This window comes from Marinitoga sp. 1135 (assembly GCF_013363245.1).
GTDB lineage: Bacteria > Thermotogota > Thermotogae > Petrotogales > Petrotogaceae > Marinitoga > Marinitoga piezophila.
Genome location: NZ_LBEZ01000005.1, coordinates 43,086 through 58,639 on the forward strand (window position 1 = coordinate 43,086; position 15,554 = coordinate 58,639).

Annotated in this window: 15 protein-coding genes and 2 tRNA genes; 13 read left to right on the forward strand and 4 right to left on the reverse strand. The window is 31.2% G+C overall.

The window, feature by feature from the left end; translation table 11 throughout:
• Positions 1-47: 47 nt before the first annotated feature.
• Positions 48-2,078: an alpha-amylase family glycosyl hydrolase gene (locus tag XO10_RS03905; RefSeq protein WP_175421153.1), complete on the reverse strand. Its 2,031-nt coding sequence runs from the start codon at positions 2,076-2,078 to the stop codon at positions 48-50.
• A gap of 39 nt (positions 2,079-2,117) precedes the next feature.
• Positions 2,118-2,208 (reverse strand) — tRNA-Ser (locus tag XO10_RS03910).
• A 191-nt stretch (positions 2,209-2,399) separates the two neighbouring features.
• On the opposite strand from XO10_RS03910, the gene XO10_RS03915 reads away from it, so the two are divergent.
• The 9 genes from XO10_RS03915 to lepB all read left to right on the forward strand — a co-directional run bounded on the left by XO10_RS03915 (position 2,400) and on the right by lepB (position 9,078).
• The gene (locus XO10_RS03915) at positions 2,400-3,548 is read left to right on the forward strand and encodes a hypothetical protein (protein WP_175418187.1); all 1,149 of its coding nucleotides are present in this window, start codon (positions 2,400-2,402) and stop codon (positions 3,546-3,548) included.
• A gap of 449 nt (positions 3,549-3,997) precedes the next feature.
• Positions 3,998-5,326 (forward strand): signal recognition particle protein, encoded by a 1,329-nt coding sequence (ffh, locus tag XO10_RS03920; protein WP_175418188.1) that lies wholly within the window; start codon positions 3,998-4,000, stop codon positions 5,324-5,326.
• Positions 5,327-5,376: 50 nt separating this feature from the next.
• Positions 5,377-5,652, forward strand: a complete 276-nt coding sequence (rpsP, locus tag XO10_RS03925; protein ID WP_014296278.1) for a 30S ribosomal protein S16 — start codon at positions 5,377-5,379, stop codon at positions 5,650-5,652.
• Between the two features lie 19 nt (positions 5,653-5,671).
• Positions 5,672-5,902 carry a KH domain-containing protein gene (locus XO10_RS03930; RefSeq protein WP_014296279.1) on the forward strand — a complete coding sequence of 77 codons (231 nt, stop codon included), beginning with the start codon at positions 5,672-5,674 and terminating at the stop codon, positions 5,900-5,902.
• Positions 5,903-5,906: 4 nt separating this feature from the next.
• Entirely contained in the window at positions 5,907-6,473 is a 567-nt protein-coding gene (gene rimM / locus XO10_RS03935) for a ribosome maturation factor RimM (RefSeq protein ID WP_014296280.1), read from the forward strand.
• Complete coding sequence (trmD, locus tag XO10_RS03940; protein WP_041638826.1) at positions 6,463-7,209, forward strand: tRNA (guanosine(37)-N1)-methyltransferase TrmD; 747 nt, start codon at positions 6,463-6,465, stop codon at positions 7,207-7,209. Before rimM ends, trmD begins: the two co-directional genes overlap by 11 nt.
• Positions 7,199-7,762, forward strand: a complete 564-nt coding sequence (locus tag XO10_RS03945; protein ID WP_014296282.1) for an RNA methyltransferase — start codon at positions 7,199-7,201, stop codon at positions 7,760-7,762. The genes trmD and XO10_RS03945 overlap by 11 nt, the downstream gene beginning before the upstream one ends.
• A gap of 30 nt (positions 7,763-7,792) precedes the next feature.
• Positions 7,793-8,140: a 50S ribosomal protein L19 gene (gene rplS, locus XO10_RS03950; RefSeq protein WP_014296283.1), complete on the forward strand. Its 348-nt coding sequence runs from the start codon at positions 7,793-7,795 to the stop codon at positions 8,138-8,140.
• Positions 8,141-8,142: 2 nt separating this feature from the next.
• The gene (gene lepB, locus XO10_RS03955; protein ID WP_014296284.1) at positions 8,143-9,078 is read left to right on the forward strand and encodes a signal peptidase I; all 936 of its coding nucleotides are present in this window, start codon (positions 8,143-8,145) and stop codon (positions 9,076-9,078) included.
• Between the two features lie 33 nt (positions 9,079-9,111).
• On the opposite strand, the gene XO10_RS03960 is transcribed toward lepB, so the two are convergent.
• A tRNA-Ser gene (locus XO10_RS03960) sits at positions 9,112-9,200 on the reverse strand.
• Between the two features lie 35 nt (positions 9,201-9,235).
• Between XO10_RS03960 and rsmG the strand changes: the two genes are divergently transcribed.
• Together rsmG and XO10_RS03970 are read left to right on the forward strand one after the other, a co-directional pair.
• On the forward strand, positions 9,236-9,943 hold the full coding sequence (rsmG, locus tag XO10_RS03965; protein ID WP_014296285.1) for a 16S rRNA (guanine(527)-N(7))-methyltransferase RsmG: 708 nt from the start codon (positions 9,236-9,238) through the stop codon (positions 9,941-9,943).
• Positions 9,940-10,725, forward strand: a complete 786-nt coding sequence (locus tag XO10_RS03970; protein WP_014296286.1) for a biotin/lipoate A/B protein ligase family protein — start codon at positions 9,940-9,942, stop codon at positions 10,723-10,725. The genes rsmG and XO10_RS03970 overlap by 4 nt, the downstream gene beginning before the upstream one ends.
• A 32-nt stretch (positions 10,726-10,757) precedes the next feature.
• Here XO10_RS03970 and XO10_RS03975 read toward each other — a convergent pair whose 3' ends face one another.
• Positions 10,758-12,716, reverse strand: coding sequence for a methyl-accepting chemotaxis protein (locus XO10_RS03975; protein ID WP_175418189.1), 1,959 nt, complete (start codon positions 12,714-12,716; stop codon positions 10,758-10,760).
• Between the two features lie 200 nt (positions 12,717-12,916).
• Here XO10_RS03975 and XO10_RS03980 point away from each other — a divergent pair, with 200 nt between their 5' ends.
• Both XO10_RS03980 and XO10_RS03985 read left to right on the forward strand, forming a co-directional pair.
• Positions 12,917-14,194 carry an SLC13 family permease gene (locus XO10_RS03980; RefSeq protein ID WP_014296288.1) on the forward strand — a complete coding sequence of 426 codons (1,278 nt, stop codon included), beginning with the start codon at positions 12,917-12,919 and terminating at the stop codon, positions 14,192-14,194.
• Between the two features lie 79 nt (positions 14,195-14,273).
• Positions 14,274-15,536 carry a sugar ABC transporter substrate-binding protein gene (locus tag XO10_RS03985; protein WP_175421154.1) on the forward strand — a complete coding sequence of 421 codons (1,263 nt, stop codon included), beginning with the start codon at positions 14,274-14,276 and terminating at the stop codon, positions 15,534-15,536.
• Positions 15,537-15,554: the final 18 nt, after the last annotated feature.

A 15,554-nucleotide genomic window follows, 5' to 3' on the forward strand; every position in this document is an offset into this window, starting at 1 on the left:
ATTCTAAATTGTAATAAAAACGGACCAGCAACGGTCCGTTTTTATCGTTATTCAACAAGATATATTTTAGCTTCTCCTGGATTTAATGTTATATTCAACCATGCCCCTTCATCCCATTTGAATTCACAGCGCCTATAATTTTCCAGTAAAAGGCTTATTTTATGATGTCCTCGCCATGTATGATACCCTAAATCATATGCAAAATTTACAGACTTATCAAAATTAAGGTTTACAGGTATTAATAATCCTTTATTTCCATCCCAATAGAATATTGAAAATACTTTATCCATATGATCGGTATATCTGAAGTTGGATATATTTGCAATTAAATCTGCATGTTCTTTCTTTATTTTTCCCAATGCCACAAGCAATCTTACCATATGCCTGTCTGTATCCCAGTGAAGTGCATAATAATCAAAGAACGCAAGTTTTCCATAGAATTGATCTGTAGGTTCTAAGTATTTAAATCTTTCTTCTTCTGGTTTCTCAAAGTCAAGCCCTAAATTCATTGGCTGTTTTTCAAAAATTTCGCTTCCTGAGTTTATAAATGTTATTCCATTTGGCATAAATGTATTAACAACTGCAGAAAGTTTTGAGAATAATTCTCCGCCATCTCTTGTTACTGCCCTTGGAGAATCAGGTGTTTCCGCTGTTGCAAATGATGGAACAGATAATGCTGGCATTATATCTCTTGTTGTTTTTATAAACCAGCTTTCTTTATGTCTTGGCTCTGCCCACCATGTATTCCCAAGAATCGCATCATATCCGCTATTTTTTGCCTTTATATGATTATCCATTGATAATTCTTCTGCTATTATTGCAAATGAAGGATCATAATTTTTCGCATTTGATATAATCTGATGTTCTAATTCTTTTGGAAGTGCATGTCCCATATCAAGTCTTGCGCCATCTATACCAAAATTTTTCTGGAAATATGGCATTATATTGGAAATCATTTCCCATAATCCCGAATTTATTTCTTTTCCAGGAAATTTGCTGGATTTCACAACGTCATATAACACATATGGTGGTTGTTCCTGCGGATTTTCAAGATATTTTTCTGATTCTTCTGGATGACTCATAAATAATCTTAAGAATGTAACGTCATCCCATGTTGGTTGTGGATCATTTATCCAGTCAGAAAAACCTGGAACTGTAATAACCTTAAATTCTCTTACTATTTCTTCAAGAAAATCTGGATTATTTTTGTTTTTCTTTACAAAATTTTCCCATTTTTGCGGGTCTGTAATATTCGGTGCCCATCTAAATTTCTTTAAATGCCTTTTTACTTCTTCATTTGAATATAATACAGGCAAATTTTCAGCTGACGGTTGTTCAAAATCCAATCCTTCGATTTTTGGTGGTCCGTATGAGGATAATTCCTTTATATCAATCCAATAGAACCAATCTGGATGTTCAAGTATTAAATCATTATCCCTCGCAGCTGTTCTTGGAATAAAGTCAAGTATAACTCTCATGCCATACATATGCGCTGCTTCAACAAAGGCTGAAAATTCCTCATCTGCATTGAATTTTTCAAGAATAGGATCATGATAATCCTTTTCAACGTGATGAAAACTCTTTACTGCATATGGAGAACCTACTTCACCTTTTTTAAATTTATTGCTTGATTGTGTAATTGGCAATAAATATATGGCATCTACATTGTATTGTTTTAAATATGGCAGCAGCGCTATCATCTTTAAAAATGTTCCACTTTCTTTAAATCCTAAATCATCAACAGGCATAAAAAATGGGGCATCTGCATCATGTTGATATGCTGTTGTCATTCTTACATGAGCACTATATACTATGGCTTTTTTTATCCATTCGCTGGATTTTTCTCCTGTTACTAAAGATAATGGTTTTGAATAATCAATATTCTCATCTGCATTTTTCATAATTTTTTCAATTACTCTTGAAAAATATTCATAAGGATTTACTACAAACTTTCTCCCCCTGATTTTCACAATTCCTTCATAATCATCAGGCATCCATCTTTTTGGTATGGCATAATTTGTCTTTCCCGAATCTATTTTTTCCTTTAAAAAAAGATAAAGATTCTTTAAATTTTTCATCATAAACCCTCCCAATAAAAATTTGAATATATAAAAAAATGGCGGAGGCGGTGGGACTCGAACCCACACGAGGATATTATCCTCACCGGTTTTCGAGACCGGCTCCTTAGCCAATTCGGAACACGCCTCCGTTACATTTATATTATATCAGAAATAAGTTATTTATATTTGAAGGTATAATTAAATTTAAAATGTTAATTGCCTTATATCATAAATAATTAGCATCGAAAACTTAAAATTGCCTTTTTTAATGTTTGAAAAAAACTTCATATTTATTATAATATAATTTGTTTAATAATTCAATAGATATGGAGGAATAAAATGGAAGAAAAAGAAATTGTTCAAAAAACCAATCTTTTAGAACCCATACTTTTTGTTATTATTTCCCTTATCATTTTTATTCCTGTAATGAATATTATGGGGGTTAGCAACTTTTTTAAAACTCTAATGTCTACAGCACATGATCTATTGTTGAATACTGTTTTCTTTATTATGGCAGTTGCTGTTTTAACAAGCGCTTTTGGTAACATCCTTTCAGAATTTGGCGTTGTATATCTATTGAATAAATTATTATCAAAATTAATGCGCCCTCTTTACAACCTTCCAGGTGCAGCTTCACTTGGAATTTTAACAACATATCTATCTGACAATCCAGCTATTTTATCCCTTGCCCAGGATAAGCAATTTGTAAAGTATTTTGAAAAATGGCAGATTCCCTTATTATGTAATTTAGGGACTTCTTTTGGAATGGGTTTAATAGTTACTACATTTATGATTGCTCAATCTTCTAATATGGGAACAAATCTTGTAGGTCCTGTATTATTAGGGAATTTGGGCGCTGTAATTGGAAGTATTATAAGTGTAAGAATTTTTTCAATTTATACTAAAAAATATTATAAAAATAGTGAAAGTTTTAGCGGAACGGAAAATGTAAATTACTGGAATGCAACAAAAGGTGGTTATGTTTCACGTTTAATAGATGCTTTGCTTGAAGGTGGAAAAGTTGGGGTTGATCTTGGACTTTCTATAATACCTGGCGTTTTAATTATAAGTACAATGGTTATGATGTTCACAAACGGTCCAAAAGATCCTTCAATTGGATATCAAGGTTTGCCTTATGAAGGTGTTCCTGTTTTACAGTGGATTGGCGAAAGATTGGAATTTATACTAAATTTCCTTTTTGGATTTAAATCACCAAAGTTAATCGCATTTCCTTTGACATCTCTTGGTTCAACAGGTGCCGCATTGGCTTTAGTGCCAAGATTTATTGAATCAAACTCCATAACCGCAAATGATATTGCGGTTTTAACCTCAATAGGAATGACATGGAGCGGCTATCTTTCAACACATATTGCAATGATGGATTCTTTAAAAGCAAGAAAACTTGCAAGTAAAGCTATTCTTTCTCATACAATTGCCGGTATCCTTGCCGGGTTTATTACTCATCTTTTATATATGCTAATTTTCTGATTTTTTATTTTCAAAAGCTTTCGTAATTACAAAAGCTATTAAAGCAAAAATAAAAAATATCAATAATGTTATGGAAATTCCTTCCAGAGAGTCAATAATAGTTCTTAAAATTTCAAGTATCCATCTCTCAGAGGTTAGGGAGATGGATTTTTTTAATTATACCTCTTTTAAATGTAAATACTTCATTGAGAATGAATTAAATTTTTCTTTCTATTATAGAAATCAAATTGTAACATTAAATTTTCCAGGTTCTCACATTTTGTTCAATAGAATTCATGAAAAAAAAGAATTTTTATAGTATACTAGACATGTATTTTTTATGTTAATTCATTAAACAAGGATTATATCTAAACTAATAAAAGATTATAGCAAAAAGGGGATGGAGCTATAATCTACGATATTTTTTTATTTTTTATAGATTTATAAGTAATCCGCCGGAGGTGTCTGTTTTGTTTGATAGCATACAAAAAAAATTATCAAAAGCTTTTAAAAACTTAAAAGGACAGGGAAAATTATCAGAAAAAAATATAAAAGATGCTGTTAGAGAAGTAAAAATGTCTCTTCTTGAGGCGGATGTTAATTATAAGGTTGTAAAGGACTTTGTTGAAAGAGTAAAAGAAAAAGCTCTTGGTAAAGAAGTTCTTGAAAGTTTAACCCCTGACCAGGAATTTATAAGAATTGTTAGAGATGAATTGATCGAATTAATGGGTGGAAATGAAAAACCAAAGTTAAATATTTCAAAAAGACCTGGTTATATAATGCTTGTAGGGCTTCAGGGAAGCGGTAAAACTACACATGCAGCAAAACTTGCTAAATATTTTAAAAAACAGGGAAAGTCCCCTTTACTTGTTGCTGCTGATACTTACAGACCCGCAGCTATTGATCAATTAGTACAGTTAGGCGAAAGCATTGGTGTTCCTGTATTTACCGGCGATAGAAAGAATGCTGTAAATATAGTTAAAGAAGCTATGGACTATGCAGAAAAATTGTTGCATGATATTGTAATACTCGATACTGCCGGTCGATTACATATAGACGAGGAAATGATGAATGAATTAGTTGAAATAAAAAAACTCATTGAACCCGATGAAATCTTAATGGTTGTAGATGCAATGATTGGTCAGGATGCTGTTAATTCCGCAAAAGAATTCAATGATAGGCTTGAATTAGATGGATTTATTGTCACTAAACTTGACGGTGACGCAAGAGGCGGGGTTATCATTTCCATTAGACAGATAACTAACAAACCTATTAAATTTGTTGGTGTTGGTGAAAAGGTTGATGACCTTGAACTCTTCTATCCAGATAGATATGCAAGTAGAATTCTTGGAATGGGTGATGTTCTTTCATTAATTGAAAAGGTTGAAACTGAAATTGATAAAGAAAAGGCTGAAGAGGCTGCTAATAAGTTTCTTGAAGGAAAATTTGATTTAAATGATTTTCTTGAACAGATTCAACAAATAAGAAAATTAGGTCCTCTTTCAAAAATTCTTGAAATGATACCAGGAATTCCAAAAGAAGGTATAGATTTTAACAAAGGTGAAGAAGAATTGAAAAAGATTGAAGCTATAATAAATTCTATGACAAAAGAGGAAAGAAGAAAGCCAAGAATTATAAATTATTCAAGAAAACAGAGAATTGCAAAAGGTAGCGGAACTACTTTACAGGATATAAATAAGCTTCTTAAATCTTATGAACAGATGAAAAAGATGATGAAGCAGGTAAAAAAGATGAAAAATAAAAAGTCTTTATTTGGAAAAATGCCATTTGGATTTTAATTAGAAAATTAAAATAAAAAACTAAAAAACTCAGGAGGTGTATTTTTAGCATGGTAAAGATAAGATTGAACAGGATGGGAAGAAGACATAGACCTTTTTACAGAATTGTAGTAGTTGATTCAAGGGAAAAAAGAAGTGGAAAGTATATTGAATCATTAGGATTTTATGATCCACTAAGAGAAAACGACACTTTCAAAGTTGATGTTGATAAAGCTGTAGAATGGATTTTAAAAGGTGCACAACCAACAGAAACAGCAAGATCAATATTATCAAAAGCTGGAGTAATGAAAAAGGTACACGAAATAAAATTTGAAAAGAAAGCTTAATGCCACAGGAGGCATATAAATGAAAGAATTATTAGAAACCATAATTAAAGGAATAGTAAAAAATCCTGACGCTGTTAAGATTACTGAATCAAAAAACGGTGATGAAATAATATTTGAAATACATACAGATCCAGCAGATGTTGGACAAATTATAGGTAAAGACGGAAGAACTATTAAATCAATAAATACATTATTAACAGCTGCTAAAAAGGACGAAAACACTAAATTCCTTTTAAAGGTAATCAGGTGATAAGATGAAGAGGTTAGAAGACCTCTTGAAGGATAGAATAGCTATTGGTGAAATATCCAATACTCATGGATTAGATGGAAGAATGAAATTATTTCCTCTATCAAATGAGGAAAGTTTGTTTGAAAATTTAACAGATGTATTATTATACAATCCTAAAACAAGAAAATTTCTGTATGCAAAGATAACCGAAATAAAAAAAGCAAATAAACTGTATATTATCAGGATTGCTGGTGTGGAAAATATAGCCAGCGCACAAAGATATAAGGATTTTGTAATATATATAAATAAAAACGAATTACCGGAATTAAATGATGATGAATTCTATTATTTTGAACTTCTTGGCAAGAATGTTTATTATGAAGATGGAGAATATATTGGAAAAATAAAGGATATTCTCGAAACAGGTGCCAATGAGGTTTTGATCATTGAAAATCAAATAAACAAATATGAAAAAGACGAAACCTTATATCCTTTATTAAAAGAAAATCTCATTTCTTTTAATAAAGAAAAAGATGATATTACAGTAAAGAGATTGGAATGGTATGAAGATGATACCGAAGATAGAGATTGATGTTGTTACTATCTTCCCTGATATGTTTAAAGCACTAACTGACTTTGGAGTTATTTCAAGGGCTATAAGGGATGAGATAGTACATTTCAAGGCACATAATTTAAGGGACTATACAAAAGATAAACATAAAGTAACTGATTTATATGCATATGGTGGCGGTCCTGGAATGGTAATGAAACCAGAACCATTCTTTGAATTTTACGATAAATACATCGAAGAAAAAGGAACAAAACCATATATCATTTTAACTTCACCGCAAGGAAAACATTTTGATACTGGTGATGCAGAAAGATTAGCACAAAAAAAGAATTTAGTGTTTTTTTGTGGAAGATATGAAGGTATTGATGAAAGAGTTATGAATATAGTTGATGAAGAACTTTCAATAGGCGATTTCGTCGTAACTGGTGGAGAGCTTCCAGCAATGTTGATGATTGATGCATTATTGCGTTTTGTACCGGGTGTTGTTGGGGATATAGAAAGCGTTAAGAATGATTCTTTCTACAATACTTTGCTCGATCATCCCCATTATACAAAACCCCGTAATTATAGAGGCATGGAAGTTCCCGAAGTTTTATTAAGCGGGAATCACAAAAAGATTGACGAATATAGAAAAAAGGAAAGTCTATTAAGAACAATTTTAAAAAGACCGGATTTATTTATAAAACATGACCTTGATGAATTTGAAAAAAGGGTTCTTGTTAATATAATCAGGGAGCTGATTTCTAATGAGAAATAATGTTTATGTAGCTTTAATTCATTATCCTATATTAGGACGTGAAGGCCAGATCATCTCAACAGCTATTACAAACCTTGATATCCACGATATAGCAAGGTCTTCAAGAACATATAATATTAAAAATTATTATGTAGTTTCAAACCTACCAGCTCAACAACAAATAGTAAAAAATGTTCTAAAATATTGGACAGAGGGTTTCGGAAAACAATATAATCCTAACAGACATGACGCTTTATCTATTGTAAAGCTAAAAGGATATCTCGAAGATGTAATAGAAGATATAGAAAAAATAGAAGGTAAAAAGCCAAAGCTTATATTTACTTCAGCAAAGATCAGAGAAAGAACAAAGAGTTTTAAAGAAATTAGTGAGATAATATTTAATAATGATGAACCGCATTTAATACTATTTGGAACTGGTTGGGGCATGCCAGAGGAAATCAGGTTAATTTGTGACTACGAACTTGAACCTATCAGGGGAAATGCAGAATTTAATCATTTATCTGTTAGAGCAGCTGTAGCTATAACCCTTGATAGATTATTTGGTGAAAAATAAGAATAAAAATATACTCAAGGAGGGTTTAACATGGATCAGTATATCAGAGCCATTGAAAAAGAATATATAAGAGAAGACATTCCAGAATTCAGACCAGGAGATACAGTAAGAGTTTATGTTAAAGTTGTTGAAGGCGGAAGAGAAAGAGTACAGGCTTATGAAGGCATTGTTATAAAAATCAAAGGTGGCGGAATGGGAAAAACATTCACTGTTAGAAGAATTGGAGCTAACGGTATAGGTGTTGAAAGAATATTCCCAATGCACTCACCAGCAATTGAAAAGATTCAGGTTGTAAGAAAAGGTAAAGTAAGAAGAGCAAAACTTTACTACTTAAGAAATATCAGAGGTAAGATTAAGATCAAGGAGAGAAGGGACTGATCTTGCCTAACGACGATTTAAAGAAAAAAATAAAAAAGGAAACCTATGAGTGGATTAATGCACTCATATATGCGGTAATATTCGGAACAATTATACGTTTATTTGTATTTGAAACAATGATGGTTCCAACTCCTTCTATGGTGCCTACCATAAAGGAGTTGGACCGTTTATTCATTGAAAAAATTACATATGATTATAAAGAACCTCAAAAAGGAGATATAATAGTTTTCTGGACACCTTTTGTTGATAAAAGTGCAGAAAAAAAACTTGGTCCATTTGATAAATTTATGGATTCATTTGCTCCAAAGGAATTTAATGGTCATGTAAAATATGTAAAAAGGCTTGTAGGTACTCCAGGAGATACATTAGAATTAATTCCTGATACTGAAATATGGGAAAAAATAAAAAATGATAAAGATTTTCAACTCCCATATTGGCTGGAAAAGATTATAAATTATTATGGCGGTGCCGACAAAGTTCCAAAAAGTGTAAAAGATTCAGTGGCAAGATTATATGTTAATGGAAAGATTCCAGAAGGATTTGAAAACAGATATTATTATATAGACGGTATTTTTGCTTCAAAGAATTATTATAAATATATGGCATATCCTGAAAGATATAGCAGCGATATATATCGTGAGTTCACTGAATTAAGAAAGCCTATGTTTGATCTTGGTGCTTTTAGATATTACAATAAAACGTTAGATTACACTGCATATTATGAAAAATATCTTGCAAAAATAGACTATAATAAATATTTCATTGAAGAAAACGGCCATGTTAAGATTATACTTCCAGAAGGATTCTATTTCTTTATGGGAGATAATACAACAGAAAGTTTTGATAGCAGATATTTTGGGATAGTACCAGGAAAAAATATCATTGGAAGACCTTTTTTAAGAATATGGCCATTAAGCAGATTTGGCTCCGTAAAATAAACCAAAAACCGCCCATTAAGGGCGGTTTATTATTGGCGGAGACGGTGGGACTCGAACCCACACGGGGCGTCAACCCCATCGGTTTTCAAGACCGACGCCTTAGCCAATTAGGCTACGTCTCCGAGAATTATTATACCACATCAGGAGGTATTAGTCAATGAATTTTATGTTGAGAGTTCTTGAAAAATATGAAATTTTCTTGAATGAAAATTCATATAAAAAGCTGGAATCCTTTATTGAGTTAATAATAAATTACCCCGTTAATCTTACAGCAATAAAAGATAAAGAAGAGGCTTCAAAACATTTGATAATTGATAGTATTTTTCCTTTTGAAAAATATTATCAATTAAAAGATAATATGAAAATGATTGATATTGGCACAGGTGGTGGCATCCCTGGAATTCCTTTAAGCATTATATATAACAATGTTGATTTTACTTTGCTCGATAGCATTGAAAAGAAAATAAATGCCGTGAAATATTTTATAAAAACTCTCAATATCAATAATGCAAATTCTGTTAATTCTCGTGTAGAGTTATTTTCCAAAGAACATAGAGAAGAATATGATTATGCAACTGCCAAGGCTGTTTCAAGAAGCGATATACTTCTTGAGTATGCAGCGCCTCTTTTAAAGATAGGTGGAATGTTATTCCTATATAAAGGTCCAACATATATTACTGAAGAAAAAAAATATCTTGAAATTGCAGCAGAAAAAATAGGATTTAAAATAGAAAAAGAAATTAATTATCAATTGTTTGATAAGGAAAGATACTTTATCATATTGAAAAAAGAAATAGAGACGCCTAAAAAATATCCACGAAAAGTTGGTATGGCTGTAAGAAAACCTTTGGGAGGTATTTTATGATCAGGCTTATTATTGATACTTATCATATGGGTTCCTGGAATATGGCTTGTGATTTAGCTATTGCAAAACACGTTGGCAAAAAAGTACAGCCAACAACTATTAGACTATACAGCTGGAATTTAGCAACGCTTTCAATTGGAAGGTTTCAAAAAATAGAAGATATTGACATTGACTATTTAAAGAAAAAATATATCGATCTTGTTAGAAGACCCACCGGAGGACGTGCTGTTTTGCATCACAAAGAAATAACCTATCTCTTTGCGGCAAATATAGATCATCCCAAATTGCCAAAAAGCGTTGTGGGTAGTTATAAAGTAATAGCCGAGGCATTAATTAAAAGTATGGAAGAATTAGGAATAAAATGCGATATGGAAAAGAATAAGAATAATCATAACAACACGCCTGCATGTTATGATGCACCATCTATTTATGAAATTACCGTAGATAAAAAGAAATTCATTGGAAGTGCTCAATATAGAAATGAAAGTTATGTATTGCAACATGGTTCAATTCCACAAATCTTTCCTTTAAGGGATTATGTTAATCTATTTAAAATGCCTGAAGATAAAAAGGAAAAACTTTATAAACATCTTGAAAAAAGGGTTATTGATATTAATACGCTTATTGGAAGAACTGTAGATTGCGAAGAAATGGCAAATGCATTCAAAAAAGGGTTTGAAGACGTTTTTGAAGAAGAAGTTGTACTTGGAGAGTTATCTCCTTCTGAGATTGAATTAACCAAAAAACTCGTTGATAAGTTCGAAATTAATTTAGATGATTAAAGGCGCGGTGAAATTCACCGCGCCTTTAATTTTTATATTTTAAATTTCTTTATGTTTTCTTTTAATGCTTCTGAATGCTGTTTTAATTCCTGAGAGACTGAATTTAATACCTTTGCATCATCTTTTTGTTCAAGTGAGAATCTTGTTATTTCACTTATTTTATTGGATATTTCAAGTATTGTTTTCATACTTTTATCCATTGCTGCAGCCATTTCTTCTGTTGATGCACTTTGCTCTTCAGAACTTGCTGTTAAGCTTTCAACTCTTTGATTAATTATTTCGATTTTTTCAAGTATTACATCAAAGTTTTCATTAACTTTTTGAGTTCCAGATTCTATTTGATTTATTATATCTACTGTTTTTAATGTGGCTCCATTAACATCCTTTACCCCATTTTGTACATGAGATAATATCTGGGCTATCTCTTCAGTTGCTTTTTTACTTTCTTCAGCTAATTTTCTAATTTCATCAGCAACAACAGCAAAACCTTTTCCTGCTTCTCCTGCCCTTGCAGCTTCAATTGCTGCATTTAATGCCAACAGGTTTGTTTGCTCTGTTATTGTATTAATTGTTTCTACAATTTCACCTATATTCTCCGCTAATTTCAACAGTTCTTCAACCTTATTTTCTGTAACTTTTGACTGATTTACAGCTTCTTCTATAATTTCTGCTATTTCTTTTAAGCTCTTTGTGCCTTCTTCTGCATTTTGTATTGTCTCACTGGCAATTGCTGATAACTCCTGAGCATTTTCTGATACCATTTGTGCAGAAGATGCTATCTCTTCAACACCAGAGGTTATTTCTTCCATTGCTGAAGCTACATCATTTGTATTTTTTTCTATTTCTGCTGATTCATCATGGAAAAATACAGCATTTTTCTCTGTTTTTTGTGCAACTTCTATTAATTTCCCTGAAGAGCTATCAAGCTCATATCCTGTTTCAATTACTGTTTTTAGCATACTTTTAAAGTTATCCATCATCTGTTCCAATCTTTTAAATACATGGCTCATTTCATCTTTACCATGATCAATTAATTCTACTGTTAAATCGCCTTCAGACATTCTTTCAAGGCCTTCAATGAGATGATTTATTCTCTTAAGAAGTGCTTTTGTAATTATATATGCAAATATAATTACAAGAATGAAAGTAATAAAAATAGTTAATATTATAGTTCCTCTTATTTTAGAATTTAATGTATCTATTTTTCTTGTATCTACTAATACACTTAAAACACCTATTAAATTACCATTTGGTTCCCTTAAAGGTAATACTAAATATGAAATTCCTTTTTTATCGCTATGTATTAATTCATATTTTTTATCACCAATTTCATTGAATATCGGTAGAATTTTATCCTTATTAAGCGTAAATTCATCACTTGTTGTTGCATATAACCCATCTTTTGTATAAACTGCCATATCTGTTGTTAGCATCTTTTTAAATAAATCCAATGATTCTTTTGAAAATGGAATTCCAGTTTGAACAACACCTATAACATTTCCATTATCCATTATTGGTACAAAAGTTCTTAATCCAAATCCACTTTTTCCAAAATCAAATCCATAGTTTGCTTTTCCCTGTAATGCCAGTTTTACACCTACAACTTCACTTTTGTTATCTCCAAATTTTCCAGGATGATGTCCTCTATAAAATACCACTCCATTTTTATCCTCAACTTCAAGAACCTTTATTCCAATAGGTTTCAGAGTTTCAAATGCTGTTACTAGAATTTCTTTTGCCTTTTCTCTATCTTCGTTTTTTAGTGCTTCTTTTAATTCAATATCCAGTGCATATTTCTTTGCAATATCCGATAATTGTTCAAATTCATTTTGAAAAAACCTTGAAACTGAACTTTCAATGAGTTCATAACGTGATTGGGAATTAAAATGCATTACTTTCTTATTTCCATTTAATACAACAAGAAAAAGCGCAAGAATAGGTAAAAGACCAATAATCAAAAAATAAAGTAGATATCTATGAAACATCTTCATGGCAACATCCTCCTTTTATTTATATAGAATATAAATATGAAATACATATAAATTATACTATTTTTTTCTCTATTTTACAAATATTCGTATATCTAACTATTTTAATTTTTAAATTCACCTCCCCTTGACTTAGTGTTAATATTTTCCTATAATTTAATTATGGAAAAATTAATCCAACTCACAAAATTAGGGGGAATTTTATGCTACCAAAAGTTATTGCTTTGATTATTTTCTTTTTTACTTACTATCTAATTATCTTTGGAAAGGGAAATAAAGCTGTTGTTGCATTTAGTATGGGATTATTAATTTCACTTGTAAAGGTTTCTGATACTCTCAGGGTTTCAAATGCCGGTGATTTTATCGATTTTAACACTCTGGGAATTTTGCTTGGAATGATGATTATTGTGGGAATTTTAAAAACAACAGGTTTGTTTCAGGCTATCGCTATATACATCGTCAAAAAATCCAACGGAAATGTTATTTCTATCTTTATTTTTACAATGCTTGCAGTTGCTATACTTTCAAGTTTTCTTGATAACGTAACGACTTTAATTCTTTTTTCTCCTGTAATTATTTATATCTGTCAGGAAATTGAAGTTAAACCAGAAACCTTTCTCTTTCCTATGATATTTTCTGCAAATATTGGCGGTACAGCCACAATGATAGGTGACCCACCAAATATCCTCGTAGGAAGCGCTTCAGGAAAAAGCTTTCTGGAATTTTTAATTGTAATGTCCATTCCTTCTTTTATTGTTCTCTTTTTATCTATAATATACTTTTTGAATATTCATAAAGAACTTAAAGATGTTGAAAAAAGCAAACTGGATAATCTTATGAAAGCAGATCCTAATAAGGCTATTGTAAATTATCCTCTTTTAAAGAAAGGTTTAATCGTTTTTGCTCTGGTAATTGTTGGATTCTTTATACATGAATATCTCGATTACGAAGCAGCCTTAATTGCTTTAACCGGCGGTGCAATTATGTTATTAATATCAAAAATGGATTTTGACGAAATATCGCATGAAATAGAATGGGATACGTTGTTTTTCTTTGTTGGATTATTTGCCATTGTAAAGGCCTTAGAAGATGTTCATGTTATAGAGGATATAACAAATCTAATATATAACTTTATTTCACATCCATATTTATTGCTCTTAATAGTATTATGGAGTTCCGGATTTTTGGCAGCATTTATGGGGGCAGTTCCTATTGTGACAATATTTATTCCTATAATCCGTTCTTTAATTGGTACATTTCCACATAGTGAATTGTTATGGTGGGCATTGGCATTAGGAGCAAGTTTTGGAGGGAATGGAACTATTAGTGGTGCAGCTTCAAATATGGTTATTGTTGGAATGATTGAAAGTAACTTTGATAGAAAGATTAAGTTTTTCGATTTTATGAAAATTGGAATGAAGGTTGCTGTCTTTGGACTTTTAATTTCCTCATTATATCTATACATTTTAATGAATTTATAGTTTTTAGATTTTATTATAATTTTTGTAAAGTTATGGTATAATATTAGTGAAACTAATTTTACATAAAGGGGGAGTTTTGATGAAAAAGTTGTTTTTGGTATTGGTATTATTAATTACTTCCGTTTTTTTAATTGCTGAAGATACTGTTGTTTTAAACTTAATTGAGGCATTTTCAAGTCCATGGAGAACTCCTACTCTAAATAAAATCATAGAAATGTTTGAAACATTAAATCCTGGTGTAAAAATTAACGTAATATCCCCACCATATGAAACTGCTTATCAGAAAATTAATTTAATGGTAAGTACAGAACAACCACTCGATATTGTTGAAATAGGTGACTGGAATTTAAGTACCCTTGCAGCAATGGGAAAATTGGAAGATTTAACGCCATATATCAACGAATGGCCTGAGAAAGGTGATTTAATAGATGGTGTTTTAAAAGCTGCAAGCATATATAAAAATACCCCTTATCTATTGCCTCATGGTATTTATGTAAAAACTTTATTCTATAGACCAGATGTGCTTAAAAAATATGGGTTTAATACTTATCCAAAAACAATGCAGGAAATGTATGATATGGCAAGAAAATTGACAGAAGCTTCAAAGAATCAATATGGTTTTGATTTTAGGGGTAAAGGATACCCAACATCATTTATAGATCTTGTGGTTACATCATTCTTTGATGATATTGATCCAGATAATATGTATCTGACAAAAAGTGGAAAAATTATTTTTGAAGATCCAAGAGCTATTGAAGGTTTGAATTTCTATGTAAGTTTATATAAGGATACAGCTCCTAAAGATGCTATTAACTGGGGTTGGGATGAACAAGTTAATTCATTTGTTTCAGGTATCACTCCATTATTGTTCCAGGATCCAGATACAACAGGTATGCTCAACGAAATGTTAAAACCTGGACAATATAAAACAGCTCCACTACCTGTTGGAAAATATGGAAAAGCTTATCCTACATTTGGTTTTGTTGGTTGGGGAATTCCAACATATTCCAAACATAAGGATTTAGCTTGGAAATTTATAAAATTTGTAAGTTCCGCAGAGATGAACGGATACTGGAGCAAGAGTTATGGTGCATTACCAATATTAAAATCAGTATATAAATATGATTCTTACTTCAGTTCAGATGTATTTGAAGGCTGGACAGAAATGTTTAAAGATTCTGAACATTATCAATTTACACAATACCCACTTGATAACGAAAGCTGGGGAAAATGGAACGAATATCAGGAAAAAACTATGCAACAGGTATTACTTGGAAAATTATCAGTTGTTAGATGTTTAAAAATGTGGACAGATTTCTGGAAAAAGGCTGGTTTAAAATAATTTAAATATGACGGTGAT